The sequence below is a fragment of the Ruegeria sp. BHSC037 genome (assembly GCF_059613045.1).
The window spans coordinates 168,433-193,634 of the sequence record NZ_JBXWRT010000003.1 but is presented as its reverse complement, the minus strand read 5'-3'; the positions used below and the strand labels follow the sequence as shown (position 1 = coordinate 193,634).

Below are 25,202 nucleotides of genomic sequence, written 5' to 3'. Positions count from 1 at the left end.
ATTATTTTTGGAGATCGACATGAAAACCACCCTTCTTGCAGCCGCGCTTGCCGCCACTGCCACCGCTGCCTTCGCCGCGCCCGAGAAATACGTTCTGGACTCCAGCCACAGCCAGGTGATCTTCAGCTACAATCATCTGGGCTTTTCGACCACCACCGGCATGTTCTCGGGCTTTGAGGGCGAGATCATGTTCGACCAGGAAGACCCCGCCGCGTCTAGCGTGACCGTGTCGATGCCGGTCATGTCGATGATCACCGGCTGGAAGCCGCGCGAAGATCACTTCATGTCCGAAGACTTCTTTGCAGCGACCGAGGACGAGATGGTGACTTTCACCTCGACCAGCATCGAGGTGACCGGTGAGACCACCGCCAAGATCACCGGCGACCTGACGTTGAACGGCGTGACCAAGCCGGTTGTTCTGGACGCCAAGCTGAACCAGGTGGGCGAGCACCCGATGGCCGGCAAGCCCTGGGCAGGCTTTGACGCGACCACGACACTGGTGCGCAGCGACTTCGGCTTGGGAAAGTTCGCGCCGTTCGTCAGTGATGAAGTTGCAATCCAGATTTCGATCGAGGCACAGAAGGCCGACTGATCCGTTAAAGGATGTGAAAGAGAAAACCGCCGGCGGCCTGAGCTCCGGCGGTTTTTTCATGTACGCGGTGCGCTTATTCGGCGCTGCGCGTGGCGGTCAGATTGACCGCGACGGTAACGCCAAAGGCCAGCGAATCCTCCTGTGGCAGGGTCTTGCCAATGCCGAAATCCAGCCGATTCAGATCGACCGAGCCTGACATCCGCGCTGTGTCGCCCTGCAGGTCTAGGGCGAAGGGCAGCACGATGTCGACGGACTGGCCGCGGATGGTCAAAGGGCCACGCGCCTCGTAGCCGGTCTCGGTCTTGACCAGATCGGCCTGGAACCGGGCGGTGGGAAATTGGGCAGCATCGAAGAAATCGGGGGCCATGGCCTGATCTGTCACGCTGCCCAGGCTCAGCGAGCCGATCGACACCGTCACGTCCACGGTCCCCGCCGGCCCAGGCGCACCAGGGTCGTCGAAGGTGATGGCGGCCGTCCAATCGGCAAACCGGCCGGTCACCGGGTTGCCCAACTGGGTGATCGTGATCCCCAATTCGCCGTCCTGCACCTGCCAGTCCGATTGAACCTCTGCCAATTCTGTAGAGTCAGCATCGGCCTGAGTCCCGGCGCCAAGCATCCCGGTCGCCCAGCCGCCCGCCAGTACCGCGACCCAGACGACCGCTGCCGCGGCTGCTGGCGCCGCAGAATGCGTCTGGTCGGGCGGGGTCGGCGCGTCGGACCGCCCCGGCAGCATCCGGCGCAGGGTCGAATCCTTATCGATGACGTGGTGCTTGAGCGCACCCGCCACGTGCAGAAACAGGGCGACCACCAGCACCAGCATGAACAGCCAATGCAGCGCGGCCATCAATTCGGCGAGGTGCGGAGATTTCGGCACCAGCGGCAGGTTCTGTCCGAATGGCCACAGGATGGGCGCAAAGCCCTCGGTCGCGGCATGGTCGATCCAGCCCGACAGCGGAACCAGCACCAGGGACCCGTACAGCAGCCAATGCACCGCATCGGCGGCGAAGGCCTCGGGCTTGTTGTCGGCGTTCAGCAGACCCGGCTTGGGTTGGCTGAGCGACCACAGGATGCGCGCCAGTGCCACGAAGAACACCGTGATCCCGACGGTCTTGTGCAGCGAAAACAGGCGGGCGGCGCGGGCGATGTCGGCCTCGGACGAGGGGATCGCCGGGTCTGAGATCGCGTGTGCCAGGTCATTGGCGATCCAGCCGAGAGGTAGCGCGGTAAAGATCAGCAGGGCTGTCACCCAGTGAAAGGTCTTGGTCACGCTGCCATAGCTGGCAGGGGTGTTGGTCAGGGGCATGGGTGGTACGCTCCGGAATTGGCTTCTGTGCCAAGGTAGCGGCCCCGCGGGGTGACACAATAGCGTGCTGCGCACAGACAGGGTGCCATAATGCAGAGTGCAGGCAAAGCTTGTGCCAGACCGCCACTCGGTTTACACCCCGCGCAACCTGACGTCATCCAAGAGGTCGCAATGACAATCGCGTTTGTTTTTCCGGGGCAGGGCGCCCAGACCATCGGCATGGGCAAGGCGCTGGCCGATACCTATCCCGCCGCCAAAGCCGTGTTCGACGAGGTGGACGAGGCGCTGGGCGAGAAGCTGAGTACCCTGATCTGGGAGGGCGACATCGAAACCCTGACCCTGACGCAGAACGCGCAGCCGGCGCTGATGGCCACGTCGATTGCGGCGATGCGCGCGCTGGAGATCGAGGGCGTTCAGGTCACTCGGGCGGCTTTCGTCGCGGGCCATTCTTTGGGTGAATATTCGGCTCTGGCTGCGGCCGGCGCGCTCAGCGTGGCCGACACGGCTCGCCTGTTGCGCACCCGCGGTCAGGCCATGCAAAGCGCCGTGCCGGTGGGCGAGGGCGCGATGGCCGCGATCCTGGGGCTGGACCTGGATGCGGTGCGTGCCGTGGCCGAGGAAGCGGCACAGGGCGACGTGTGCCAAGCCGCCAACGACAACGATCCCACGCAGGTCGTGGTGTCGGGGGCGAAGGCTGCCGTCGAACGCGCGGCCGAGATCGCGAAGGCAAGGGGCGCCAAGCGCGCCGTGATGCTGCCGGTCAGCGCCCCGTTCCATTGCGCCCTAATGCGGCCCGCCGCCGAAGTGATGGCCGAAGCGCTGGCAAGCGTCGAAATCAAGGCGCCGGCTGTTCCTCTGGTGGCCAATGTCCGCGCCGAGGCGGTGACCGATCCCGACCTGATCCGGCAATTGCTGGTCGAACAGGTCACCGGTTCGGTCCGCTGGCGCGAATCCGTTCAGTACATGGTGGCCCAGGGCGTGACCGAAGCTTGGGAGATAGGCGCGGGCAAGGCGCTGTCGGGCATGATCCGCAAGATCGATCGGGCCGTGGCCTGCACCGCCGTTGGCACGCCGGAAGACGTTCAAAAAGCGCTGCAGGCAGGCGAATAACCTAAAGTTGGTCCGACAGGACACTCGAAAAGGATACAGGTATGTTTGATTTGACTGGAAAATGCGCTCTGATCACCGGGGCTTCGGGCGGGATCGGGGGCGAGATCGCACGAACCTTGCACGCCGCAGGGGCCACTGTGGGCCTGTCGGGCACGCGCGTAGAGCCGCTGCAGAAACTGGCGGATGAACTGGGCGAGCGTGCTCATGTCCTGCCGTGCAACCTGGGTGACGCCGAGGCCGTGGCCGCGCTGCCGAAGCAGGCCGCCGAGGCCATGGGGTCCGTTGATATTCTGGTCAACAACGCAGGGATAACCCGCGACAACATTTTCATGCGCATGTCTGATGAGGAATGGCAGAGCGTGATCGACGTGAACCTGACCGCGACCGCCAAGCTGTGCAAAGGCGTTCTGCGGGGCATGATGAAGGCGCGTTGGGGGCGCATCATCAACATCTCGTCCGTTGTCGGTGCAACCGGCAACCCGGGTCAGGTGAACTATGCCGCGTCCAAGGCGGGCATGGTCGGCATGACCAAGTCGCTGGCCTACGAGGTCGCAAGCCGGGGCATAACAGCAAATGCGGTTGCGCCGGGTTTCATCACGACCGCGATGACCGAAAAGCTGACCGACGACCAGAAGGCCGGCATCCTGGCGCAGGTGCCCGCCGGTCGGATGGGCGAACCGTCGGAAATCGCGGCGGCCGTGCTGTATCTGGCAAGCCCCGAGGCGGGCTATGTGACCGGAACCACCTTGCATGTGAACGGCGGCATGGCCATGTTGTAGGCGCATCGCGGGGCAGGTGCGAAAGCGTTTGCCTCTTGCGTCGTCTGTGCTATAGGCGGCGCATGTAATTAGGGGCCGGGCGTTCAGGTCGGCCTTCTACTTTCCCGGAGACCCGGGACCCAAACCGCCCGGATCGGGCAAATCAAGGCCACCCCGAGCGGGCAAGGGCAGAACCGGGCAGACCGCCCTGAAATGGAATGAGGAATAGACATGAGCGACGTCGCAGATCGCGTTAAAAAGATCGTTGTTGAGCACCTGGGTGTTGAAGAGGACAAAGTCACCGAGAACGCGTCCTTCATCGACGATCTGGGCGCGGACAGCCTGGACACCGTTGAACTGGTCATGGCTTTCGAAGAAGAGTTCGGCATCGAGATCCCCGATGATGCAGCCGAAACCATCCAGACCTTCGGCGACGCCGTGAAGTTCATCAGCGAAGCTTCCTGATCGCTTTGAATTATTGGGAAAACGGCGCTTCCGGGCAACGGAGGCGCCGTTTTTCTTTGCGCCGGCCATTTCCGGCTTGCCTCGCACGGCCAGGATTTGCTCTGCTCTGGATGTAGGCAGGTTCTGAACGGGCAAGGGCATGATAAGATCCACCCCGACGATCAATACCGCGCGGCTGACCCTGCGCGGGATGCGACCCGAGGATTTCGAGCGGTTCGCCCACATTTGGCGCGACCCAGATGTCGTGCGTCATATCGGCGGCAAGCCCCGCACACGCGGCGAGGCCTGGGATTCCTTTCTACGCAATGCGGGCCATTGGCAGATGGCCGGGTTCGGCCAATGGGGCGTTCTGCTGCAATCGAATCGCACTTTGATAGGTCAGGCGGGGTTCTTTTTCGGCAACCGCTGTCTGGGCGAGGACTTCGACACCTTCCCCGAAGCCGGCTGGGTCCTGGCGCCCGAGGCGCATGGGCAAGGCTACGGGTTCGAGGCCGCGCAGGCCGCGCATGACTGGTTCGACCGGATCATGCCGGGTCCGCTGGTGGCGATGATAGATGCCGATCATCAGCCGTCGCAGCGACTGGCCGCCAGGCTGGGCTATGTCGCACTGCGCGAAACCCGGTTTCGCGACACGACCGTCAAACTGTTTCGTCGGGATGGCCCGCCCGCGCGTTTCTGAAACGCAACTTTCCGCTTGTTGCCGCAAATGGCTCTCAGTTTGCCGAAACTGGGAAGCGAAGGCCGTTGGCGGCCGCCTATGCTATCGTGGAAATCCGGAACGACTGGGCAGAGGAGTTGGCTCATGAGGATCTATCCCACGATGGAATTGCAGAATGGGCGGTGCGTAACCCTGGAAAAGGGCCGCCTGGACGAGGCGCTGATCTGGCATGTCGATCCGGTGGAAACCGCCCAAGGCTGGGCCGCGGCGGGGGCGGAATGGATGCACCTGACCGATTTCGACGCGATCGAAGGTTGCGACACGAACTCTGTGCTTGTCGAGCAGATCATCCGCAGCGCCGAACTGCCTGTTCAACTGGCGGGCGGGTTCCGCTCGCGCGAGCAGGTCGAGCGTTGGATCGACAAAGGGGCGGGCCGCATCGTAATCGGCACCCTGGCGGCGCGTGATCCCCATCATTTCAAAGAGTTGGCCAAGCTATACCCAGACCAGATCGTGTTGGCCGTGGACGTGTGGCAGGGTTACGTGATGACGGACGGCTGGCGCACCCAAAGTGCGTTCACCCCGGAGGCTTTCATCGAAGCGTTTGCCGATGCTCCGCTGGCTGCCATTCTGGTCACCGATATCGACAGCGACATGGAGGATGTCGAGGCGCAGTTGGGCCTGATTTCGGGGCTGGCCGCGCATTCGCGCACACCGGTGATCGCCAGCGGCGTCGTGCGCAGCAGCGACGACATCTCGCGTCTGGCGTACATCCCCAATATCTCGGGTGCTTTGGTCGGGCGGGCGCTGTTCCGCAAGACGGTCGACTTGTCCGAGGCTTTGGCGGTAGCCAAAACCGCCCATGAACCTGTAGCGCAATTCCAGTAACGCAACAAATCCGTCCGGGCCGCCTCTGACAGGTTGTCGGGGGCAGTTCCTGTAGTTTTGCCTTGGCCGTGCGCGGTGTGCGCCGCGAAGGCGGGCGGCAGGCTGCCTGTGCGGAATACGCTGTTGCTCTTGCCCCCGGACCCTTGGCCGGGGTATGAGCGGTTCTCAAACAGCAAGCAGGCAAGAGGCATTTCATGCGCAGAGTCGTTGTAACCGGTCTGGGATTGGTCACTCCACTGGCCAGCGGGGTCGAGGAAACCTGGTCGCGGCTGCTGGCCGGCGAGTCGGGTGCCGGCCCGATCACCTTGTTCGATGCCGAAGCCGCAGGGGTCACCACGACCTATGCCTGCGAAGTGCCGCGTGGCGATGGCACCGACGGGACCTTCAACCCCGATGACTGGATGCCGCCCAAGGAACAGCGCAAGATCGAGGATTTCATCCTGTATTCGATCGCTGCGGCCGAGATGGCCTGCAAGGACGCGAACTGGCTGCCCGAGGACGAGGAAGAGCGTCTGCGCACCGGCGTTCTGATCGGGTCAGGCATCGGCGGTCTGGGCTCGATCGCTGAGACCGCCAATCTGATCCGCGACAAGGGTCCGCGCCGCGTGTCGCCGTTTTTCATCCCGGGCGCGCTGATCAACCTGGCCTCGGGTCAGGTCTCGATCCGCTTTGGCTTCAAGGGTCCGAACCATTCGGTCGTGACCGCCTGTTCGACCGGTGCCCACGCGATCGGCGATGCCAGCCGTATCATCCGCTCGGGCGATGCCGACGTGATGATCGCCGGCGGCGGCGAGGGCTGCATCTGCGAGATCGGTATTGCCGGCTTCAACGCCTGTAAGGCATTGTCGACCAAATATGCCGATAACCCCAAGGCCGCCAGCCGCCCCTATGACGTCGATCGCGACGGTTTCGTGATGGGCGAGGGCGCCGGAATCGTGGTTTTGGAAGAATACGAGCACGCCGTGGCCCGCGGCGCTAAGATCTATGCCGAGGTTCTGGGCTATGGCATGTCGGGCGACGCCTATCACATCACCGCGCCGGCCGAGGATGGCGACGGGGCGGAGCGCTCGATGAAGGCGGCGCTGCGCAACGCGGGGCTCGAGCCGAAGGATCTGGACTATATCAACGCGCATGGCACCTCGACCATGGCCGACACGATCGAATTGGCCGCGGTTGAACGCCTGCTGGGCGAATACGCTAGCAAGGCGACGATGAGTTCGACCAAATCGGCCACCGGTCACCTGCTGGGGGCCGCAGGCGCGATCGAGGCGATCTTCTCTATCCTGGCGATCCGCGATCAGGTGGCCCCGCCGACGATCAACCTGGACAACCCCGAGGTGGAAACGCCGATTGACCTGGCGCCGAATACCAAGCGCGAGCGTGAAATCAACGTGGCGCTGTCGAACTCGTTTGGGTTCGGCGGTACCAATGCCAGTGTGATTTTCGGAAAGGCGAAATAGATGTGGCGCGCGCTGGCCTCGAACATGCTGACCCTGCTGGTGGTCGGGATGTTCCTGCTGGGCGGGCTGATCCTGTGGGGGCAGTCGCAGTACAAGGCTGAAGGCCCTCTGGAAACCGCGATCTGCCTGCAGGTCAAAAGCGGTAGCAACATGACCGGCGTCAGCCGCCAGTTGGAAGATCAAGGCGCGATCAGCAGTGCCACGATCTTTCGCTTGGCCGCCGACTACACAGACAAGGCGCAGCGGCTGAAGGCGGGCAGCTTTCTGATCCCCGAAGGTGCCTCGATGGCCGAGATCATCGACGAGATCACCCGCAGCGGCGCCAGCACCTGTGGCACCGAGATCGAATATCGCATCGGCGTGACCCGGACGCAGATCCGCGTGCGTGAACTGGACCCGGCGACGCTGGAGTTTGTCGAGATCGCCTTGTTCGTGGTGGGTGAAGAGGACGCGCCGGAGATCTACCAGGAAAAGCGGAACAATCCTGACACGCGCTATCGCGTGTCCGTGGCCGAGGGTGTGACCAGCTGGCAGGTGGTCGAGGGGCTGAAGGCGGCGGACGCGTTGACCGGAGAGGTGGCCGAACTGCCGCCCGAAGGCATGCTGGCCCCCGACAGCTATGAGATTTCGCCCGGTGACGACCGCACCGCGCTGCTGCAGCAGATGCAGGACAAACAGCAGGCCCGCATCGCTCAGGTCTGGGAGACCCGTCAAGACGGTCTGCCGATCGAGACGCCGGAGGAGATGCTGATCCTGGCCTCGATCATCGAGAAGGAGACCGGCATCCCGGAAGAGCGCGGCCAGGTGGCCAGCGTGTTCATCAACCGTTTGCGCAAGGGCATGAAGCTGCAGACCGATCCCACGGTGATCTATGGTGTGACCAAGGGGCAGGGCGTTCTGGGCCGGGGTCTGCGGCGCAGCGAACTGCGGCGGGCGACCCCGTGGAACACCTATCTGATCGATGGATTGCCGCCCACGCCGATTGCCAACCCGGGACTGGCCAGCTTGCAGGCCGCCGTCGCACCGGACGAGACCGACTATGTCTTCTTCGTGGCTGATGGAACCGGCGGACATGCCTTTGCGGAAACTCTGCAGGAGCACAACCGCAATGTCGCCAAGTGGCGTGAGATCGAGGCCGAAAGGAACGGGTCGGGGAACTGATCCGCGCGGGCCCGAGAAGGGTGATCAGGCCGAATAAGACGATCTGTCTGGTTTGAACGTTCGACGAATATTCAGGACTCGATGGCCGGCGCGCATGGGGGCATGCGCGCCGGTCTTTTGTTACGCCGCCGATTTGCGGCGCGGACGGCGCCGACGGTTCGCAGCGCAATTTGCGCCTTGCGGCTTTGGCCCACGGCGCCGATTGCGCTGACGTCCACCGGGTTTGGCAGTGGCCGCGGCCTCGGGGGCCGTTCCGCTGGCCACGGGAATTTCGATCTTCATCAGCTTCTGAATTTGACGCAGCAGATCGTATTCATCCGGGGCGCAGAAGGCGATGGCTTCGCCTTCGCGACCCGCACGCGCGGTGCGGCCGATTCGGTGGACATAGTTGTCGGGCACCTCGGGCAGGTCATAGTTGATCACATAGGCCACGCCCGGAATGTCGATGCCGCGGGCTGCCACATCGGTGGCGACCAGCACGGTGATCTCGCCCTCGCGGAAGGATTTGATGGCGCGGTCGCGCTGGCCCTGGCTTTTGTTGCCGTGGATCGAGGCGGCGTTGTAGCCGTCGGCCACCAGCCCCTTCATCAGCTTTTCCGCGCCGTGCTTGGTGCGCGAAAACACCAGCGTCAGGGCCTCGGTGTCGCGCGAGAGGATCTCGCGCAGCTTGGCGGGTTTTTCCGGCTTTTCAACGAAATGCACCGACTGGGTGATCTTGTCGGCCGCCTTGCCCGGAGGCGAGACCTGCACCCGTTGCGGGTTGGTCAGGTAGGCGCGGCTGAGTTCCTCCATCTGCTTGGGCATGGTGGCCGAGAACAGCATGGTCTGGCGCGGGGTGCCAAGTTCGGGCGCGATCCGGCGCAGGGCGTGGATGAAGCCCATGTCGAGCATCTGGTCGGCCTCGTCCAGCACCAGATGCCGGACCTGGCCGAGATCCACCGCGCCGCGCTCCATCAGGTCGATCAGGCGCCCGGGGGTGGCGACGAGGATGTCGGTGCCGCGCGACAGGAACATGATCTGCTTGTTGATCGACTGGCCTCCGACGACGGTAGCCACGCGCAGTTTCGTCTTTTTGGTGAGCGTGCGCAGGCTGTCGGCGATCTGGTTCACCAGTTCGCGGGTGGGGGCGAGGATCAAGGCCTTGGCGGTTTTCGGCGCCGGTTTGCCGGGCTGGGCCAGAAGGTGGTCGATCAGCGGCAGGCCAAAGGCCAGCGTCTTGCCGGTGCCGGTCTGGGCGAGGCCCAGGATGTCATGACCTTCCAGGGCCAGCGGGATGGCCTGGTTCTGGATCGGGGTCGGTTGGGTGAATTTGGCGCGTTCAAGCGCGTCGTTCAGGGCTGGCGCAAGGCCAAGCATGTCGAAATCGAACAAGTAGTCTTCCTTTGTGGTCCGCGCCTGCATCTGCAATGCGCACACGAGAGTCACTGATCGCGCGGGATGCGCGACCGGCAGGGGTTGTGCGTGGCCTCGGGATCAGCAGGCGAATCCTGCGGCATCCGGCCGACGCGTCGAGAACCCTGCGTGAATGGGAACTGGAGATATGGGGCGCTGTCGGACCTCGGTTCTGGTCCGCGTGCTCACGCGGCAGCGCTGCAGGACACATGAGGGCTGCGGCGTGGAATGTCAAGCCGCGTCGGCGGATTGGTGTGGAGCGGCGGCTTGTGTGGTATCTGGGCTGGGCCGTGTGAGGGGGTGGAAATTGAGATTTTGTTAACCCCGACAGTACGTTACCCGTTGCGCGCTGTTGCGCGGCACCTTGACATGGCGCACTGTTTCGCGTATAAGTTGTGTCATGCTAGAAGAAGTGGGCAACGGCCCCGGGGCAACCCGGCGGCCGTTTTTCATTTCTCTCGTGCGGAGATCACTCACGCATGAGGTCACAGGCAAACATGACTTTGATTACCCCGGAAGAGCGGATGTCCCGGACGGCCGAGCTGTTGCAGTCGTTGGAGGTGTCCATTCGCGGTTTGCGGCAAGCGGCGGAAGACCTGCGCAGGCGGATCGAGGCCGGGGAGGATGCAGACCTTGCGAGTTCAGCCAGACAACTCGGACAGCTAGAGGGGCTGATCCGAAGTTGCCAGAAAGTGGAGACAAGCTTTGTCGAACAATGTCACAGACAAGCGGGAATTGCCCAAGGGGGCTATGCGCTCGACCTGGAGCGGGCCCGCTCTGAAATCGGGTGCCGATTGGCTCGCCTCCGCGCCTGCTGCGGTGCGGGACAGGTTCCTGAGTGAAATCGGGGAGGGGGGGCTGTGTGCCCTCCCTTTCCTGTTCGAGTTCTGGGCACTGCCGCATCAATTGCCGCCCGAGGGCGACTGGAGGTCCTGGGTCATCATGGGCGGGCGCGGCGCGGGCAAGACGCGGGCCGGGGCCGAGTGGGTGCGACAGGTGGTCGAGGGGGCCAAGCCGTTTGATGAGGGTGAGGCCAAGCGCGTGGCGCTGGTGGGCGAGACCTTTGACCAAGTGCGCGACGTGATGATCTTTGGCGACAGCGGGATCATGCAGTGCTCGCCCCCCGACCGGCGGCCGCAGTGGAAGGCGTCGGAACGCAAGCTGGTCTGGCCCAACGGGGCCGAGGCGCAGGCGTTTTCGGCGCATGACCCCGAGGGGCTGCGGGGGCCGCAGTTTGATGCGGCCTGGGTGGATGAGTTGGCCAAGTGGAAAAAGGCGGGCGAGACCTGGGACATGCTGCAATTCGCGTTGCGTCTGGGGGAGCGGCCGCGGGTCTGCATCACCACGACGCCGCGCAACGTGAAGGTTTTGAAGGATCTGCTGGCTGCGCCGTCGACGGTGATGACCCATGCGCCGACCGAGGCGAACCGGGCCAACCTGGCGGAGTCATTTCTGGAGGAGGTGCGCGCGCGTTATGCGGGCACGCGGCTGGGGCGGCAGGAGTTGGACGGCGTGCTGCTGGCCGATGCCGAGGGGGCGTTGTGGACCGGCTCGATGTTGGATGCGGCGCGGGTCAAGGCGGTGCCCGAGCTGGACCGCGTGGTGGTGGCGCTGGACCCGGCGGTGACGGGCGGATCGGGCGCCGATGCCTGCGGGATCTTGGTGGTCGGCGCGCAGCTGCAGGGGCCGCCCGAGGACTGGCGCGCCTATGTGCTGGCCGACCGGACGGTGCAGGGCGCGGGCCCGGCAGGCTGGGCGCGCGCGGCGATCGACGCGATGGACGAATTCGGGGCCGAGCGGCTGGTGGCCGAGGTCAATCAGGGCGGGCAGTTGGTAGAAGAGGTGGTGCGGCAGGTGGACCCTCTGGTCCCGTTCCGGGCGGTGCGGGCCTCGCGCGGGAAGGTGGCGCGGGCCGAGCCGGTGGCGGCGCTCTATGAGCAGGGGCGGGTGTTCCATGTCGCCGGGCTGGACGCGCTGGAGGAGCAGATGTGCCAGATGACCGCGCGCGGGTTCGAGGGGCAGGGCTCGCCCGACCGGGTCGATGCGCTGGTCTGGGCGTTGCATGAGCTGGTGGTGGCACCGGCGGCGGCATACCGGCGGCCGAGGGTGCGGGTTTTGTGATCAGCCCCTGGGCTTTTCGAACTTCGCGAAGGCCTCGGCATAGTCGGGGTGCCAGCGCGAGAGGGCGGGGCGGTTGTGAATGATGTCCTCGGCGGCCCATTGAACGCGACGGCGGTCGCGTTCGGCATCGACGTCGTTGTCGGGGCAGAGGATGTAGAAATCGCCATGGGCCATGCGGTCCAGGAAATAGTCGACGGTCTGCTCGCTGGTCCAGGCGGCGGCTGGTTTTTCCGGCAGGAATGACGCGACCATGCCGGTATAGGTAAAGCCCGGAACGAAGAGATGCGCGGAGATCGGCGCGCCGGCCTCGCGCAGCTCGTGCGCGAGCTGTTCGGTCAGCGTTTTGACGGCGGCCTTGGACACGTTGTAGCCGGGGTTGCCCGGCGGGGTGGTGATCCCCTGCTTTGACCCGGTGTTGATGACGACGGCCGGGCGGTCAGCCTCGATCATGCGGGGCAAAAAGGCGTGGACGCCGCGCAGAACCCCCAGAAAGTTCACTTCGAGAACTCTCTGCCAGTTGTCAAATGACTCCCATGTTTTCGTCGGCAGGCTGATCCCTGCATTGTTCATCAAAACGGCGACTTGCCCGGCGGCGAAAGCTGTGTCGGCCAGGTTTTCCATGTCGGCTTGAGAGGTGACATCCGCCGGCACCGCGGTGATGTTTACCGCGTCAAAGCCCGCTTTGAGGTCTTTCGTTGTTTCGTCGAGCGCCTGTCCCGGAAGGTCGGCGAGTATGACGTCCAGCCCTGCTTGAGCAAAACGCTGTGCCGCGACGCGCCCGACTCCACTGGCGGCGCCGGTCACGACGGCGATCCCGCCGGTTTCAATTGCACGTTTGTACATGACTGGTCCCTCCTGATAGATTGACGACGAGGGTAGCGCATTTCTGGTTGATGCCGAGGTAAAACCTGAAGGCATAGGCTCCGACGCCGTTGCGCAACCGCCGTACGCCTCATTCCCGAGGCTTAAAGATCTTTCCGTCATAACTCCTTTTAACAAGCCGGGCAGAGCGGCGGCAGAAAGGAGCATCTGGACATGGTATTCGATTTCTTGCGTCGTGGATCGGCTGAGAAGGCCCCCGAGGCAAAAGTAAGCGCAGCCGGGCCGGTGGTGGCCTGGCAGACCGGCGGTCGCGTTGCCTGGAGCCCGCGGGACACAGCCTCGCTGACGCGCGCGGGGTTCACGGGCAACCCGGTGGGGTTCCGGTCGGTCAAGCTGATTGCCGAGGCCGCGGCGGCGCTGCCTCTGGTGCTGCAGGACGACGCGCAACGGTACGAGACGCACCCGGTTCTGCGCCTGATGCGCCGTCCGAACGCGGCGCAGGGCAAGGCCGAGCTGCTGGAGGCGCTGTTCGGGCAGTTGCTGCTGTCGGGCAACGCCTATGTCGAGGCGGTGCAGGCCGAGGGCGGGCTGCCGGTCGAGCTGCATGTGCTGCGCTCGGACCGGATGAGCGTGGTGCCGGGGGCGGATGGCTGGCCCAGGGCCTATGACTACACCGCCGGGGGCAAGACGCACCGGTTCCCGGCCGAAGCCATCTGCCACATCAAGTCGTTCCACCCGCAGGATGACCACTATGGCTTTTCGCCCCTGCAGGCGGCGGCGATGGCGATCGACGTGCACAACAGCGCCTCGCGCTGGTCGAAATCGCTGTTGGACAATGCCGCGCGGCCTTCGGGGGCGCTGGTGTGGAAGGGCGGCGACGGGCAGGGCGTGATGGCCGAAGAGCAGTTCCGCCGCCTGAGCGACGAGATCGAGGCGAACTATCGAGGGGCGCGCAACGCCGGGCGTCCGATGGTTCTGGAAGGGGGGCTAGATTGGAAGCCGATGGGCTTTTCCCCTTCGGACATGGAGTTTCAGAAGACCAAGGAAGCCGCCGCCCGCGAGATCGCGCTGGCCTTTGGTGTCCCGCCGATGCTGCTGGGGATCCAGGGCGACGCGACCTATTCGAACTATCAGGAGGCCAACCGGGCGTTCTATCGCCTGACCGTTCTGCCCCTGGTGACGCGGGTGGCGGCGGCGTTGTCGGACTGGCTGTCGGGCTTTACCGGCGAAGATCTGGTGCTGAAGCCCGATCTGGACCAGGTGCCGGCGCTGGCGGCGGAACGCGATGCGCAATGGGCGCGGGTGGCCAATGCCGATTTCCTGACCGATGCCGAAAAGCGTGCTCTGCTGGGCCTGCCGGCGCTGGCGGAGACGGCGGATGGCTGACACGCCGGGATACCCGCCCTTTGACTGCGCGCCGGGCCTGCGTCTGGCCGCGCACGAGAGGGTGGCCGAGATCCAGCATGCGCATCTGTGCAGGCGGCTGGATCAGATCGAGGAAATGATGGAACGGCTGGAGCGGCGGTTGTGGCTGACGGTCTATGGCGTGGCGGCGGTGATCCTCGCGCAGGCGTTCCAATCTTTCCTGACGGTGGCGCCATGAATTCAGTGGCTTACGAGGAGTTTTTCATGGATTTGGAACGCAAGTTCGCGCGGTTCGGCGATGGGCTGTCGGTGACCGAGGACGCGGTGATCGAGGGCTATGCCAGCCTGTTCGGCCAGGTCGATCAGGGCCGCGACGTGGTGCAGAAAGGTGCCTATGCCGCATCGCTGGCCGGGCTGAAGGCGGCCGGTCAGCGGGTCAAGATGCTCTGGCAGCACGATCCGACGCAGCCCATCGGCGTGTGGGACGAGGTGCGCGAGGATGAGCGCGGGCTGTGGGTCAAGGGGCGGTTGCTGGAAAGCACCCAGAAGGGGCGCGAAGCGGCCGAGCTGATCCGCGCGGGTGCGCTGGACGGGCTGTCGATCGGCTATCGCACAAAGCGGGCCGCGAAGGATGACAAGGGCCGACGGCTCTTGACGGAACTGGAGCTGTGGGAGGTGTCGCTGGTGACCTTCCCGATGCTGCCCAGTGCGCGGGTGGCGGCAAAGGGGACGGACCTCGATGCCGAGGACACCTGGCGCAGTATTGCCGAGGTGTTCGAGAACGCCCGGCAGGAGCTGGCGCGAACCTAGCGCGCCTCAACCCCCACCCAGAAAGGAAGTGCTGATGAGCAAGACCGAGATCGCGGCCTTGACCGGAGAGGGTGTGCCCCTGGTTCAGGAGGTGAAGCAGGCGATGGCTAGCTTCGTGAGTGAATTCAAGGGCCTGAAGGCTGAAGTTCAACATAAACTGCAACAGACAGAAGAGCGACTGACCATGCTGGATCGTAAATCAACCATTGCGGCGCGCCCGCATCTTGCGGCCTCGACCCTGGAGGAAGCGCCGCACCAGAAGGCCTTTGACGCCTATGTGCGCTCGGGCGACGACGATGCCCTGCGCGGGCTGGAGATGGAGGCCAAGTCGCTGTCGACGGCCGTCAACAGCGATGGCGGTTACCTAGTCGATCCGCAGACCGCCGAGATGATCAAGTCGGTGCTGAAATCCACCGCGTCGATCCGCTCGATCGCGTCGGTCGTGAATGTCGAGGCCAATTCGTTCGACGTGCTGATCGACCACACCGATGTGGGCGCGGGCTGGGCCGATGAAACCGCGGCCGCCTCCGAGACCGGCACCCCGTCGATCGACCGCATCTCGATTCCGCTGCACGAGCTGAGCGCGCTGCCCAAGGCCTCGCAGCGGCTGCTGGATGACAGCGCATTCGACGTCGAGGGCTGGCTGGCGGGCCGTATCGCCGACAAGTTCGCCCGCGCCGAGGCGGCGGCCTTCATCAACGGTGACGGCATCGACAAGCCGAAGGGCATCCTGAGCCATCCGGCGGTGGACAACGACGTCTGGACCTGGGGCAACCTGGGCTATGTGCCCACCGGTGTTGCGGGGGGTATCGATGCGGATGCGATCGTTGACGTGGTCTATGCGCTGGGCGCTCAGTACCGCGTGAACGGCACCTTCGTGATGAACTCGAAAACCGCGGGTGTAATCCGCAAGCTCAAGGATGCCGACGGCCGCTTCCTGTGGTCCGACGGCCTGGCCGCCGGCGAGCCCGCGCGCCTGATGGGCTATCCGGTGCTGATCGCCGAGGATATGCCCGATCCGGGCACCGACAGCTTCTCGATCGCGTTCGGTGACTTCTCGGCCGGCTATACCATCGCCGAGCGGCCTGACCTGCGCGTGCTGCGCGATCCGTTCAGCGCCAAGCCGCATGTCCTGTTCTACGCCACCAAGCGCGTGGGTGGCGACATCAGCGACTTTGCCGCGATCAAGCTGGTGAAATTCGGCACCGCCTAAGCGGTGACGGATCCGGGGGGCCGGTGGGCCGGTCCCTCGGGCGGCGGGCGCGGGCCGGGGTGAGATCCCCCGCGTTGTCTAGCTGCTCCCCTCCGTCCGAGCAACGTGGGGCGGCACGTGCCCGCCATTTTCCAAGGATGCGGCCCCCGGAGGGGTCCGAGATTGCGGAGTGAATGGATGATGTTGATCGAAGAAACCGCCATCGCGGATGCGGCGCTGCCGGTGGATCAGTTCAAGGCGCATCTGCGGCTGGGCACGGGATTTGCCGAGACCAGCCTGCAGGACGACGTGTTGAAAGGGTTCCTGAGGGCGGCGATGGCCGCGATCGAGGCGCGCACGGGCAAGGTGCTGATATCGCGCAGTTTCACCTGGATGCTAAGCCGGTGGCGCAACGACGCGGGCGAGGTCCTGCCGGTTGCGCCGGTGACGAGTATCGACGCGGTGATGCTGACTGACGCGCTGGGCGCCGAGCAGGTGGTGGCGCCCGGGACCTACCGCCTGGAGCGGGACAGCCAGCGTCCCTGCCTGCGGCCGATGGGGGCTCGCCTGCCCGCCATTCCCAACGGTGGAGAGGCGACCATCGCGCTGACGGCCGGGATGGCGGCGGACTGGGGCGGACTGCCGGCCGATCTGGGGCAGGCGGTGCTGCTGCTGGCGGCGCATTACTATGAATACCGCGACGAGACCAGCCTGGGCGACGGTTGCATGCCCTTCGGCGTGACCAGCCTGATCCAGCGCTTTCGCATGGTGCGCTTTGGCGCGGGGGTGATGCAATGAGCGTGCCCCGTCTGAACAGGCAGTTGGTGCTGGAGGCCCCGGTGCGGGTGGCCGACGGTGCGGGCGGCTATGCCGAGACATGGACACCTCTGGGCACGCTGTGGGCCAAGGTGACGGCCCGCACGGGGGCGGAACGCGCGGTCGCGAATGTGCCGGTGTCGCGCGTGAGTTACCGCATCGTTGTGCGCGGCGCGCCCGAAGGGTCGTCGATGCGCCCGGCGCCCGATCAGAGGTTTCGCGAGGGCGAGCGGCGCTTCGTGATCCGTGCCGTGGCCGAATACGACGCGGCCGGGCGCTATCTGACCTGTTTCGCGGATGAGGAGGTGGCGGCATGAGCTATGGCGTTTCGGCGGCGCTGCAGGCGGCGGTGTTCCAGCAATTGGTGGCGGATGCCCAGGTGGGCGCGCTGAGCGGCGGCGCGATCTATGACGCGGTGCCTTCGGGGACGGTTCCTCAGACCTACGTGACGCTTGGCCCCGAAGAGGTGCGCGAGGCTTCGGACAAGACGGGGCAGGGAACTTTGCATCGCTTCACCGTATCTGTGGTCTCGGAGGCCGCCGGGTTCGGCGCGGCCAAGACGCTGGCTGGGGCCGTGTGCGACGCGCTGGACGACGCCGCATTGACGCTGGATCGGGGGCGGCTGGTGGGGCTGTGGTTCGAGCGGGCCTCGGCCCGGCGCACCGGGACCGGCGGCGCGATCCGGCAGATCGACCTGAGATTCCGCGCCCGCGTGGAAGACAACTAAGCAATCAATGGAGAGAGCATATGGGTGCCCAGAACGGTAAGGACCTGCTGGTCAAGGTGGACATGAACGGCACGGGTCTGTTCGAAACAATCGCGGGGCTGCGGGCCACGCGTATCAGTTTCAACGCCGAAAGCGTGGATGTCACCACGTTGGAAAGCCAGGGCGGCTGGCGCGAGTTGCTGTCGGGGGCGGGGGTCAAGTCGGCCTCGATTTCCGGATCGGGCGTGTTCAAGGACGCCGGCACGGATGAACGCGCGCGGCAGTTGTTCTTTGATGGTGAAACGCCCGCCTTCCAGGTGATCATTCCCGATTTCGGCATCGTCGAAGGCCCGTTCCAGGTGACCGGGATCGAGTATGCGGGCTCGCACAATGGCGAGGCGACCTATGAGATGAGCCTGGCCAGCGCCGGCGCCCTGACCTTTGTGGCGCTGTGATGGTCAATCCGTGGGCGGGAGAGGTGGCGCTGGTGATCGATGGCCAGCGTCGGGTGCTCAAGCTGACGCTGGGCGCGTTGGCTGAGCTGGAGCAGGAGCTGGGCGCAGGGTCGCTGGTGGAACTGGTGCAGCGGTTTGAGGGCGGCGCCTATTCCAGCGGTGACGTGCTGGCGCTGATCCTGGCGGGGCTGCGCGGAGGCGGGGCGGATGTGACCCGCGCCGACATGCTGCGGGCCGAGATCGAGGGCGGCCCGATGGCCGCGGCGCGGGCGGCGGCCGAGCTGCTGGCGCGGGCCTTCATGGTGCCGGGTGAGTCATGAGCGGCTTTGACTGGCCCGGCCTGATGCGGGCCGGGCTGCACGGGCTGCGGCTGACGCCGGATCAGTTCTGGCGTCTGACCCCGGCCGAACTGCGGCTGATGCTGGGGCAGGGACGCGGGATTCCGGCGATGAACCGGGCGCGGCTGGAGAAGCTGCTGGCCGCCTGGCCCGACAAGATACGAGGAGAGCGTGATGGCGGAAAATGACGGGTTTGACGACCTGCAGGAGCGCGGCGAGGCGCTGGGCGATGCCCTGGGCGATGCCGCCACGATGGCGGCGGCCTTCGATGCCCAGATGAAGCGGATCAGCGCCGCTTTTGAAGAGACCGGGAAGGATGTCGCCACCTTGGAACGCGGCATGTCAACCGGGCTGCGTAAGGCATTCGACGGCGTGGTTCTGGACGGCATGAACCTGTCGGAGGCGCTGGACGTTCTGAAGAACTCGATGATCCGCACGGCCTATTCGGCAGCGATCAAGCCGGTGACGGATCATTTCGGTGGCATGCTGGCCAATACGGTCGGCGGCTTGGTGCAGGGGCTGCTGCCCTTTGCCGACGGTGACAGTTTCGCCCAGGGGCGCGTCATGCCCTTTGCCAATGGCGGCGTTGTCACCGGGCCCACCATGTTTCCGATGCGCGGTGCGACCGGGTTGATGGGCGAGGCCGGCCCCGAGGCGATCATGCCGCTGGCGCGCGGACCCGACGGCAAGCTGGGCGTGCGCAACTCCGGCGGCGGACGGGCGGTGAACGTGGTGATGAACATCACCACGCCCGACGTTCAAGGCTTCCGCCGCAGCCAGGGCCAGATCGCGGCCCAGATGAGCCGCGCCCTGGGGCGCGGCAATCGCAACCGGTAATTTGGGGAGCAGGACATGAATTTCCACGAAGTCAGATTTCCCGCCAGCCTGAGTTTCGGCTCGGTCGGCGGACCCGAGCGGCGCACGGATATCGTGACGCTGGCCAACGGGTTCGAGGAACGCAACACGCCTTGGGCGCATTCGCGGCGGCGCTATGACGCCGGCTTGGGGATGCGGTCGCTGGACGACATCCAGACGCTGATCGCCTTTTTCGAGGCGCGTAAGGGGCAGATGTACGGCTTTCGCTGGAAGGACTGGTCGGACTACAAGTCCTGCGCCGCCACTGCCGAGGTCGACATGGGCGACCAGGTGATCGGTCAAGGCGACGGGGTCACGACCGTGTTCCAACTGGTCAAGACCTATGCCTCGGGCGGGGTCAGCTATGTCAGGCCCATCGTCAAGCCGGTGCTGGGTACGGTCAAGGTGGGGCTCGATCAGGACGAGGCCCGAGAGGGCGTCGATTTCGAGGTGGACCTGAATCGCGGTCTGATTCAATTCGCGGTCCCGCCGGCCGAGGGGGTCGAAGTGACCGCCGGGTTCGAGTTCGACGTGCCGGTGCGCTTCGACACCGACAGGATCCAGGTCAGCGTGGCCAGCTTTCAGGCAGGCGACGTACCCAATGTTCCGGTGGTGGAGGTGCGGGTCTGATGAGCGGCGACAAGCAGGCATTGCTGACCCATCTTCAGTCCGGCATGACTACGGTCTGCCGCTGTTGGGCGATCACTCGAACCGATGGCGTGTCCTTCGGGTTCACCGACCATGACCGCGAACTGGCCTTTGACGGACTGGTGTTCAAGGCAAGCTCCGGTCTGACGGCCTCGGCGATCGAACAGGCAACGGGCCTGTCGATCGACAATTCCGAGGCCATGGGCGCCCTGACCGATGCGGCCGTGCGCGACGAAGATATCGAGGCCGGCCGGTTCGACGGCGCCGAGGTGCGGGCCTGGCTGGTCAACTGGGCCGCGCCGGACCAGCGGATGCTGCAGTTTCGCGGCTCGATCGGCGAGTTGCGGAGGGCCGGGCGCGCGTTTCATGCCGAATTGCGGGGGCTGACCGACCGGCTGAACCGGCCATTGGGGCGGATCTACCAAAAACCCTGCACCGCGATTTTGGGCGACAAGGCCTGCAAGTTCGACACGACCACGCCCGGTTATTGGGCTGAGGTCGCGATCGCCGCGGTCGGCGACGGCCCGGTCTTGCGCCTGGAAGGGGCCGAGGAGATTGACGCGGGCTGGTTCGATCGGGGCCGGCTGGATGTGCTGAGCGGCGCATCGCAAGGGCTGTGGGCGACGATCAAGACGGATCGGCCGGTCTCGGGTGGGCGCGAGGTTATGCTGTGGTCCGGGATCGGTGGGCGCCTTTCGGCCGGTGATCGCGTCCGGCTGACGGCGGGTTGCGACAAACGGATGAGAACCTGCCGGTTGAAATTCGACAATCTTCTGAACTTTCAGGGATTTCCCGACCTGCCAGGCGAAGACTGGGTGATGGCCGTGCCCAAGAAAGGAAAACCGTACAAAGGAGGGAGCCGACGGTGATGCCGACCCGACATGACATCGTGAGCGAAGCGCGCCGCTGGTTGGGGACACCGTATGTCCACCAGGCCTCGGTCAGAGGGGCGGGCACCGACTGCCTGGGCTTGCTGCGTGGCGTGTGGCGCGCCGCAATCGGGGACGAGCCCGAAGCAGTACCGGCCTACAGCCAGGACTGGTCCGAGCTACAGGGCGAGGAGCGGATGTGGGCGGCTGCCCAACGCCACCTGATCGAACGCCCTGACCTTAGCCTGGCCATCGGAGCGGTGCTGCTGTTCCGCATGCGCGACCGAGGCGTTGCCAAGCATCTGGGCATCGTCAGCGAGACCGGCCCGGTCCCGCGCTTCATCCATGCCTATTCAGGGCATGGGGTGGTTGAAAACGCTCTGAGCGATCCTTGGCGCCGCCGGGTGGTCGCCTGTTTTGATTTTCCTTTGGAGGACACCTGATGGCGACCATTCTGTTATCGGCGGCCGGGGCCGCGCTGGGCGGGTCCATCGGCGGAACGGTGGCCGGCCTGTCCACGGCGATCGTCGGCCGTGCCATCGGCGCCACGCTGGGCCGTGTGATCGACCAGCGCCTGATGAGCCAATCGGTGATGGGAAGCGGCAGCGAAGTGGTCGAGACCGGGCGGCTGGACCGCTTCCGCCTGACCGAGACCGGCGAAGGCGCGCCCGTGGCCACCGTTTTCGGCCGGATGCGCGTGGGCGGGCAGGTCATCTGGGCTTCGGATTTTCTGGAGACGCGGTCGACCACGACCACGACGCAGTCTGCCGGGGGCGGCAAGGGCACGCCCAAACCCGCCGAAGTGACGACGACCACCCACAGTTACAGCTACTCGGTGTCTCTGGCGATTGCGGTCGGGGCAGGAAAAATCGCCGACGTTTCGCGCATTTGGGCCGATGGTGAGGAAATCGAGCGCACCAGCGTGAACATGCGGATCTATCGGGGGACGGATACTCAACTGCCCGACCCGTTGATTGAAACGATCGAGGGCACGGGCAACGTGCCGGCTTATCGCGGCACGGCTTATGTGGTGATCGAGGACCTGCAACTCGGCAGATTCGGCAACCGCGTGCCGCAGTTCTCGTTCGAGGTGATCCGCCCCGATCAGGAGGATATGCCGAACTATGAGAGCGAGCTGCAACGGATCGTGAAGGGCGTTGCCCTGATGCCGGGCACGGGCGAATACACCCTTGCCAGCAGTCAGGTGAACTATGGAAAAGGGAAGGGGCGGACCTGGGCCGCAAATGTCAACGCGCCGTCCGGCCAGCCGGACTTGGTCGACTCGCTGCGGGCGTTGCGCCGGGAATTGCCCGCTTGCGAAGCAGCCTCGTTGGTCGTGTCATGGTTTGGGGATGATCTGCGGTGCGGCCAATGCAGCATTCGACCCAAGGTTCTGCGACGGGATGTCGATGGCATGAACATGCCGTGGAACGTGGCCGGGGTGGCTCGCAGCGCGGCTGCGGTCGTTGAGGAGATTGACGGCCGTCCGGTTTATGGCGGGACCCCGGCGGACGTGTCGGTCATCGAAGCCATCGCGCACCTCAAGGCCACGGGCAAGCGGGTCATGTTCTATCCGTTCATCCTGATGGATCAACTGCCGGGGAACGGCCTGCCGGACCCGTGGTCCGATGCGGGCGATCAGCCACATCTGCCTTGGCGTGGGCGTATCACGCTGGACGTTGCGCCGGGGCGGGACGGGTCTGTGGACGGAACGGCTCAGGCCGACGCGCAGGTGGCCAGCTTCTTTGGCGCGGCCAAGGCGTCGGATTTCTCAATCGGCGCGGGCACCGTCACCTATTCGGGGCCGCAGGAATGGGGGCTTGCGCGCTTCATCCTGCACTATGCCGCCCTTTGCAAAGCGGCCGGGGGGGTCGACTCGTTCTGCATCGGGTCCGAGATGCGGGGCCTGACCCAGATCCGCGGCGCGTCGGGATTTCCGGCTGTGGACCGACTGCGGACCCTCGCGGCCGAAGTGCGCCAGATTCTGGGGCCGCAGACCCGGATTGGCTATGCGTCCGACTGGTCCGAGTATTTCGGCTATCAACCGAGCGACGGCAGCGGAGACCGGTATTTTCACCTGGATCCCCTATGGGCCGACGACAACATCGACTTTGTCGGGATCGACAACTACATGCCGATCTCGGACTGGCGCGACGGAGACGGGCATCTTGACGCCAGATCCGGTGCGCGGTCGATCTATGACCTTGGGTATCTGCGCGCCAATATCGAAGGCGGGGAGGGCTATCACTGGTACTATGCCTCGCCGGAGGAGCGCGACGCCCAGATCCGGACCCCGATCGAGGATGCCGAACATGGCGAACCATGGATCTGGCGGTACAAGGACATCCGGAACTGGTGGTCGAAGCCGCATCACGAACGCATCGGCGGGATGCGGCAGCCGGTGCCCACCGCATGGGTGCCCAGGTCGAAGCCCATCTGGTTCACCGAACTGGGCTGCGCGGCTATCGACAAGGGAACCAACCAGCCCAACAAGTTCGTGGATCCGAAATCCTCGGAATCGGACCTGCCCAGGTACTCGAACGGGCTGCGCGATGACTTCATTCAGGTTCAGTACCTCAAGGCCACCTTGGGCTATTGGGCAGATCCGCAGGTGAATCCGGTTTCCGAGATCTATGGCGGGCCGATGGTGGATGTGTCGAATGCCTTTGTCTGGGCCTGGGATGCGCGGCCCTATCCGACCTTTCCGAATCTGCGCTCGCAATGGAGCGATGGCGCCAACTATGCGCGCGGTCACTGGCTGAACGGGCGGTCTGGGTCGCGCACTCTGGCCTCGGTCGTGACCGAAATCTGCCTTGGCGCAGGGGTGACCGACATCGATGTGTCGGGCCTGTACGGCGTCGTGCGCGGCTATGCGATCGAAGACGTCTCGGATGCACGCTCCGCCTTGCAACCGCTCATGCTGCGCTATGGGTTCGACGCGGTCGAGCGCGACGGGATGCTGGTGTTCCGTATGCGCGAGGGTCGGCATTCACACGACCTTGAACTGGACCAGATCGCGGAAAGCCCCGAGATCGAAGGGCGCGTGCAGTACCTGCGCGAGGCCGAAGCGGAAATGGCGGGCCGTGTGCGTCTGCGGTTCGTGCAGTCGGATTCCGACCACGACCTTGTGTCGGAAGAGGCGGTGATGCCCGATGACCGGACCCACTCGGTGGCCGTGAATGAAATGCCCTTGTCGATGACCCGGGCCGAGGGGCGACAGACCGTCGAACGTTGGCTGTCCGAGGCACGCGTGTCGCGCGACACGGTTCGGTTTGCGCTACCGCCATCACTGATGCACTTGGGCGCCGGGGACGTGGTGCGCCTGCCTTCGGCGAATGCGGCGTCAAATGCCCTGTATCGCATCGACCGGGTCGAGCAGGCCGACCTGCAGCTGGTGGACGCAGTCCGGATCGAGCCGGCGGTCTATGACCGGTCGGACATGGAAGATGACGGAGCCAGCGCCAAGCCCTATGCCGCGCCGGTACCGGTTCTGTCCTATTTCCTGGATCTGCCGCTGATCACCGGTGCGGAAAAGCCGCACGCTCCTTTTATTGCGGCGACGGCCGACCCCTGGCCGGGCAGCGTTGCCGTCTATGCCTCGGATCGGGATGAGGGGTACGAATTGCGCGACGTTCTGCCGGGGCAGGCCGTGATCGGATTTGCCGAAACCCAACTGCCCAGGGCCGCGGCCGGGGTCTGGGACGAAGGCGCCCCCTTGCGGGTCAGGCTCATTGACGGGGTGCTGCAGTCGCAGTCGCGGGCTACCTTGCTGAACGGGGCGAATCTGGCGGCCATCGGAGATGGAACCGCCGGCAACTGGGAGCTGTTCCAGTTCGCCGACGCGCAGTTGCAGGAACCCGGTGTCTACGACCTGTCGGGGCGGTTGCGGGGCCAGTTGGGCACCGATGCCCTGATGCCGGACTACTGGCCGGTAGGGTCGGTCTTCGTCCTATTGGACGAGCGCATCTATCAGGCCAGCCTCGCCCGCACCGAGCGTCGCGTCGAGCGGCATTTCCGGATCGGGCCGGCAACGCGGGGTTACGACGACGAGTCCTACACCCACAGGGTCGAAACCTTCGACGGCAACGGACTGCGCCCCTATTCGCCGGTGCATCTGCGCGCTCTGCATTCGGCGGGCGACGACCATCTGACCTGGGTTCGCCGGACCCGGATCGACGGAGACGACTGGAGCTTTCTCGAGGTGCCCCTGGGTGAGGAATCCGAGGCCTATCTGGTTCGTATCAGCGCCGGCGGCGCGTTGGTGCGCCAAGAGGTAGTCTCCGTTCCGGCCTGGACCTATACGGCCGCGATGAAATCTGCCGACGGCGTCACCGGTTCCTATGGCGTTGAGGTCGCGCAGGTTTCGGCCAGCTATGGCCCGGGCCCCGCGGCGCGAATGACCGTGGGCTAGGTCGGCC

Annotated in this window: 27 protein-coding genes; 24 read left to right on the top strand and 3 right to left on the bottom strand. The window is 65.1% G+C overall.

Annotated features, from left to right (window positions below; genetic code table 11):
* Positions 1-19 precede the first annotated feature (19 nt).
* Complete coding sequence (locus AC2FMN_RS04215) at positions 20-592, top strand: YceI family protein (RefSeq protein WP_496681320.1); 573 nt, start codon at positions 20-22, stop codon at positions 590-592.
* A 73-nt stretch (positions 593-665) separates the two neighbouring features.
* Here AC2FMN_RS04215 and AC2FMN_RS04210 read toward each other — a convergent pair whose 3' ends face one another.
* On the bottom strand, positions 666-1,895 hold the full coding sequence (locus AC2FMN_RS04210; protein ID WP_496686516.1) for a cytochrome b/b6 domain-containing protein: 1,230 nt from the start codon (positions 1,893-1,895) through the stop codon (positions 666-668).
* Between the two features lie 171 nt (positions 1,896-2,066).
* Between AC2FMN_RS04210 and fabD the strand changes: the two genes are divergently transcribed.
* The 7 genes from fabD (at position 2,067) to mltG (ending at position 8,395) form a co-directional block, all read left to right on the top strand.
* Positions 2,067-3,005: an ACP S-malonyltransferase gene (gene fabD / locus AC2FMN_RS04205; RefSeq protein WP_496686514.1), complete on the top strand. Its 939-nt coding sequence runs from the start codon at positions 2,067-2,069 to the stop codon at positions 3,003-3,005.
* 41 nt (positions 3,006-3,046) lie between these two features.
* Entirely contained in the window at positions 3,047-3,784 is a 738-nt protein-coding gene (gene fabG / locus AC2FMN_RS04200) for a 3-oxoacyl-[acyl-carrier-protein] reductase (RefSeq protein WP_496681068.1), read from the top strand.
* A 210-nt stretch (positions 3,785-3,994) separates the two neighbouring features.
* Positions 3,995-4,228 carry an acyl carrier protein gene (locus AC2FMN_RS04195; protein ID WP_005982462.1) on the top strand — a complete coding sequence of 78 codons (234 nt, stop codon included), beginning with the start codon at positions 3,995-3,997 and terminating at the stop codon, positions 4,226-4,228.
* 139 nt (positions 4,229-4,367) lie between these two features.
* Positions 4,368-4,907 (top strand): GNAT family N-acetyltransferase, encoded by a 540-nt coding sequence (locus AC2FMN_RS04190; RefSeq protein WP_496686512.1) that lies wholly within the window; start codon positions 4,368-4,370, stop codon positions 4,905-4,907.
* Between the two features lie 123 nt (positions 4,908-5,030).
* Positions 5,031-5,774 carry a 1-(5-phosphoribosyl)-5-[(5-phosphoribosylamino)methylideneamino]imidazole-4-carboxamide isomerase gene (locus AC2FMN_RS04185; protein WP_496686509.1) on the top strand — a complete coding sequence of 248 codons (744 nt, stop codon included), beginning with the start codon at positions 5,031-5,033 and terminating at the stop codon, positions 5,772-5,774.
* A gap of 194 nt (positions 5,775-5,968) precedes the next feature.
* Complete coding sequence (gene fabF / locus AC2FMN_RS04180; protein WP_496681077.1) at positions 5,969-7,234, top strand: beta-ketoacyl-ACP synthase II; 1,266 nt, start codon at positions 5,969-5,971, stop codon at positions 7,232-7,234.
* A complete protein-coding gene (gene mltG / locus AC2FMN_RS04175) occupies positions 7,235-8,395 on the top strand; it encodes an endolytic transglycosylase MltG (protein WP_496686507.1) in 1,161 nt (386 codons plus the stop codon).
* Positions 8,396-8,515: 120 nt separating this feature from the next.
* On the opposite strand, the gene AC2FMN_RS04170 is transcribed toward mltG, so the two are convergent.
* On the bottom strand, positions 8,516-9,766 hold the full coding sequence (locus AC2FMN_RS04170) for a DEAD/DEAH box helicase (protein WP_496686506.1): 1,251 nt from the start codon (positions 9,764-9,766) through the stop codon (positions 8,516-8,518).
* A 771-nt stretch (positions 9,767-10,537) separates the two neighbouring features.
* Between AC2FMN_RS04170 and AC2FMN_RS04165 the strand changes: the two genes are divergently transcribed.
* Positions 10,538-11,908, top strand: coding sequence for a DNA-packaging protein (locus tag AC2FMN_RS04165; protein WP_496686649.1), 1,371 nt, complete (start codon positions 10,538-10,540; stop codon positions 11,906-11,908).
* Here AC2FMN_RS04165 and AC2FMN_RS04160 read toward each other — a convergent pair whose 3' ends face one another.
* A complete protein-coding gene (locus AC2FMN_RS04160; RefSeq protein ID WP_496686503.1) occupies positions 11,909-12,712 on the bottom strand; it encodes an SDR family NAD(P)-dependent oxidoreductase in 804 nt (267 codons plus the stop codon).
* 231 nt (positions 12,713-12,943) lie between these two features.
* Between AC2FMN_RS04160 and AC2FMN_RS04155 the strand changes: the two genes are divergently transcribed.
* From AC2FMN_RS04155 to AC2FMN_RS04085, 15 genes are all read left to right on the top strand, one after another.
* Positions 12,944-14,116 (top strand): phage portal protein, encoded by a 1,173-nt coding sequence (locus AC2FMN_RS04155; protein WP_496686501.1) that lies wholly within the window; start codon positions 12,944-12,946, stop codon positions 14,114-14,116.
* The gene (locus tag AC2FMN_RS04150; RefSeq protein WP_093962401.1) at positions 14,109-14,333 is read left to right on the top strand and encodes a GTA head formation protein, RCAP_rcc01685 family; all 225 of its coding nucleotides are present in this window, start codon (positions 14,109-14,111) and stop codon (positions 14,331-14,333) included. Before AC2FMN_RS04155 ends, AC2FMN_RS04150 begins: the two co-directional genes overlap by 8 nt.
* A gap of 26 nt (positions 14,334-14,359) precedes the next feature.
* Positions 14,360-14,905 (top strand): HK97 family phage prohead protease, encoded by a 546-nt coding sequence (locus AC2FMN_RS04145; RefSeq protein ID WP_496686499.1) that lies wholly within the window; start codon positions 14,360-14,362, stop codon positions 14,903-14,905.
* A gap of 34 nt (positions 14,906-14,939) precedes the next feature.
* Positions 14,940-16,118: a phage major capsid protein gene (locus AC2FMN_RS04140; protein ID WP_496686496.1), complete on the top strand. Its 1,179-nt coding sequence runs from the start codon at positions 14,940-14,942 to the stop codon at positions 16,116-16,118.
* 177 nt (positions 16,119-16,295) lie between these two features.
* Positions 16,296-16,895: a head-tail connector protein gene (locus AC2FMN_RS04135; RefSeq protein ID WP_496686493.1), complete on the top strand. Its 600-nt coding sequence runs from the start codon at positions 16,296-16,298 to the stop codon at positions 16,893-16,895.
* Positions 16,892-17,230 carry a phage head closure protein gene (locus AC2FMN_RS04130; protein WP_496686490.1) on the top strand — a complete coding sequence of 113 codons (339 nt, stop codon included), beginning with the start codon at positions 16,892-16,894 and terminating at the stop codon, positions 17,228-17,230. Before AC2FMN_RS04135 ends, AC2FMN_RS04130 begins: the two co-directional genes overlap by 4 nt.
* Positions 17,227-17,640, top strand: a complete 414-nt coding sequence (locus AC2FMN_RS04125) for a DUF3168 domain-containing protein (RefSeq protein ID WP_496686487.1) — start codon at positions 17,227-17,229, stop codon at positions 17,638-17,640. Before AC2FMN_RS04130 ends, AC2FMN_RS04125 begins: the two co-directional genes overlap by 4 nt.
* A 20-nt stretch (positions 17,641-17,660) precedes the next feature.
* Positions 17,661-18,074, top strand: coding sequence for a phage major tail protein, TP901-1 family (locus AC2FMN_RS04120; protein ID WP_496686484.1), 414 nt, complete (start codon positions 17,661-17,663; stop codon positions 18,072-18,074).
* Positions 18,074-18,394 (top strand): gene transfer agent family protein, encoded by a 321-nt coding sequence (locus AC2FMN_RS04115; RefSeq protein WP_496686481.1) that lies wholly within the window; start codon positions 18,074-18,076, stop codon positions 18,392-18,394. The genes AC2FMN_RS04120 and AC2FMN_RS04115 overlap by 1 nt, the downstream gene beginning before the upstream one ends.
* Positions 18,391-18,600, top strand: coding sequence for a rcc01693 family protein (locus AC2FMN_RS04110; RefSeq protein WP_496686478.1), 210 nt, complete (start codon positions 18,391-18,393; stop codon positions 18,598-18,600). Before AC2FMN_RS04115 ends, AC2FMN_RS04110 begins: the two co-directional genes overlap by 4 nt.
* A complete protein-coding gene (locus AC2FMN_RS04105; RefSeq protein WP_496686475.1) occupies positions 18,587-19,249 on the top strand; it encodes an RcGTA-type gene transfer agent tail tape measure protein in 663 nt (220 codons plus the stop codon). The genes AC2FMN_RS04110 and AC2FMN_RS04105 overlap by 14 nt, the downstream gene beginning before the upstream one ends.
* 15 nt (positions 19,250-19,264) lie before the next feature.
* Complete coding sequence (locus AC2FMN_RS04100) at positions 19,265-19,897, top strand: phage distal tail protein, Rcc01695 family (protein ID WP_496686473.1); 633 nt, start codon at positions 19,265-19,267, stop codon at positions 19,895-19,897.
* Positions 19,897-20,784, top strand: coding sequence for a phage/gene transfer agent baseplate hub protein (locus AC2FMN_RS04095; protein ID WP_496686471.1), 888 nt, complete (start codon positions 19,897-19,899; stop codon positions 20,782-20,784). Before AC2FMN_RS04100 ends, AC2FMN_RS04095 begins: the two co-directional genes overlap by 1 nt.
* Positions 20,784-21,227, top strand: coding sequence for a C40 family peptidase (locus tag AC2FMN_RS04090; RefSeq protein WP_496686468.1), 444 nt, complete (start codon positions 20,784-20,786; stop codon positions 21,225-21,227). The genes AC2FMN_RS04095 and AC2FMN_RS04090 overlap by 1 nt, the downstream gene beginning before the upstream one ends.
* On the top strand, positions 21,227-25,195 hold the full coding sequence (locus AC2FMN_RS04085; protein WP_496686465.1) for a baseplate multidomain protein megatron: 3,969 nt from the start codon (positions 21,227-21,229) through the stop codon (positions 25,193-25,195). The genes AC2FMN_RS04090 and AC2FMN_RS04085 overlap by 1 nt, the downstream gene beginning before the upstream one ends.
* Positions 25,196-25,202: the final 7 nt, after the last annotated feature.

What these genes read in the sequence shown, in the direction of transcription:
- AC2FMN_RS04215 (WP_496681320.1), top strand. Translation starts at nt 20, where the DNA reads ATGAAAACCACCCTTCTTGCAGCCGCGCTTGCCGCCACTGCCACCGCT.
- AC2FMN_RS04210 (WP_496686516.1), bottom strand. Translation starts at nt 1,895, where the DNA reads ATGCCCCTGACCAACACCCCTGCCAGCTATGGCAGCGTGACCAAGACC.
- fabD (WP_496686514.1), top strand. Translation starts at nt 2,067, where the DNA reads ATGACAATCGCGTTTGTTTTTCCGGGGCAGGGCGCCCAGACCATCGGC.
- fabG (WP_496681068.1), top strand. Translation starts at nt 3,047, where the DNA reads ATGTTTGATTTGACTGGAAAATGCGCTCTGATCACCGGGGCTTCGGGC.
- AC2FMN_RS04195 (WP_005982462.1), top strand. Translation starts at nt 3,995, where the DNA reads ATGAGCGACGTCGCAGATCGCGTTAAAAAGATCGTTGTTGAGCACCTG.
- AC2FMN_RS04190 (WP_496686512.1), top strand. Translation starts at nt 4,368, where the DNA reads ATGATAAGATCCACCCCGACGATCAATACCGCGCGGCTGACCCTGCGC.
- AC2FMN_RS04185 (WP_496686509.1), top strand. Translation starts at nt 5,031, where the DNA reads ATGAGGATCTATCCCACGATGGAATTGCAGAATGGGCGGTGCGTAACC.
- fabF (WP_496681077.1), top strand. Translation starts at nt 5,969, where the DNA reads ATGCGCAGAGTCGTTGTAACCGGTCTGGGATTGGTCACTCCACTGGCC.
- mltG (WP_496686507.1), top strand. Translation starts at nt 7,235, where the DNA reads ATGTGGCGCGCGCTGGCCTCGAACATGCTGACCCTGCTGGTGGTCGGG.
- AC2FMN_RS04165 (WP_496686649.1), top strand. Translation starts at nt 10,538, where the DNA reads ATGCGCTCGACCTGGAGCGGGCCCGCTCTGAAATCGGGTGCCGATTGG.
- AC2FMN_RS04155 (WP_496686501.1), top strand. Translation starts at nt 12,944, where the DNA reads ATGGTATTCGATTTCTTGCGTCGTGGATCGGCTGAGAAGGCCCCCGAG.
- AC2FMN_RS04150 (WP_093962401.1), top strand. Translation starts at nt 14,109, where the DNA reads ATGGCTGACACGCCGGGATACCCGCCCTTTGACTGCGCGCCGGGCCTG.
- AC2FMN_RS04145 (WP_496686499.1), top strand. Translation starts at nt 14,360, where the DNA reads ATGGATTTGGAACGCAAGTTCGCGCGGTTCGGCGATGGGCTGTCGGTG.
- AC2FMN_RS04140 (WP_496686496.1), top strand. Translation starts at nt 14,940, where the DNA reads ATGAGCAAGACCGAGATCGCGGCCTTGACCGGAGAGGGTGTGCCCCTG.
- AC2FMN_RS04135 (WP_496686493.1), top strand. Translation starts at nt 16,296, where the DNA reads ATGATGTTGATCGAAGAAACCGCCATCGCGGATGCGGCGCTGCCGGTG.
- AC2FMN_RS04130 (WP_496686490.1), top strand. Translation starts at nt 16,892, where the DNA reads ATGAGCGTGCCCCGTCTGAACAGGCAGTTGGTGCTGGAGGCCCCGGTG.
- AC2FMN_RS04125 (WP_496686487.1), top strand. Translation starts at nt 17,227, where the DNA reads ATGAGCTATGGCGTTTCGGCGGCGCTGCAGGCGGCGGTGTTCCAGCAA.
- AC2FMN_RS04120 (WP_496686484.1), top strand. Translation starts at nt 17,661, where the DNA reads ATGGGTGCCCAGAACGGTAAGGACCTGCTGGTCAAGGTGGACATGAAC.
- AC2FMN_RS04115 (WP_496686481.1), top strand. Translation starts at nt 18,074, where the DNA reads ATGGTCAATCCGTGGGCGGGAGAGGTGGCGCTGGTGATCGATGGCCAG.
- AC2FMN_RS04110 (WP_496686478.1), top strand. Translation starts at nt 18,391, where the DNA reads ATGAGCGGCTTTGACTGGCCCGGCCTGATGCGGGCCGGGCTGCACGGG.
- AC2FMN_RS04105 (WP_496686475.1), top strand. Translation starts at nt 18,587, where the DNA reads ATGGCGGAAAATGACGGGTTTGACGACCTGCAGGAGCGCGGCGAGGCG.
- AC2FMN_RS04100 (WP_496686473.1), top strand. Translation starts at nt 19,265, where the DNA reads ATGAATTTCCACGAAGTCAGATTTCCCGCCAGCCTGAGTTTCGGCTCG.
- AC2FMN_RS04095 (WP_496686471.1), top strand. Translation starts at nt 19,897, where the DNA reads ATGAGCGGCGACAAGCAGGCATTGCTGACCCATCTTCAGTCCGGCATG.
- AC2FMN_RS04090 (WP_496686468.1), top strand. Translation starts at nt 20,784, where the DNA reads ATGCCGACCCGACATGACATCGTGAGCGAAGCGCGCCGCTGGTTGGGG.
- AC2FMN_RS04085 (WP_496686465.1), top strand. Translation starts at nt 21,227, where the DNA reads ATGGCGACCATTCTGTTATCGGCGGCCGGGGCCGCGCTGGGCGGGTCC.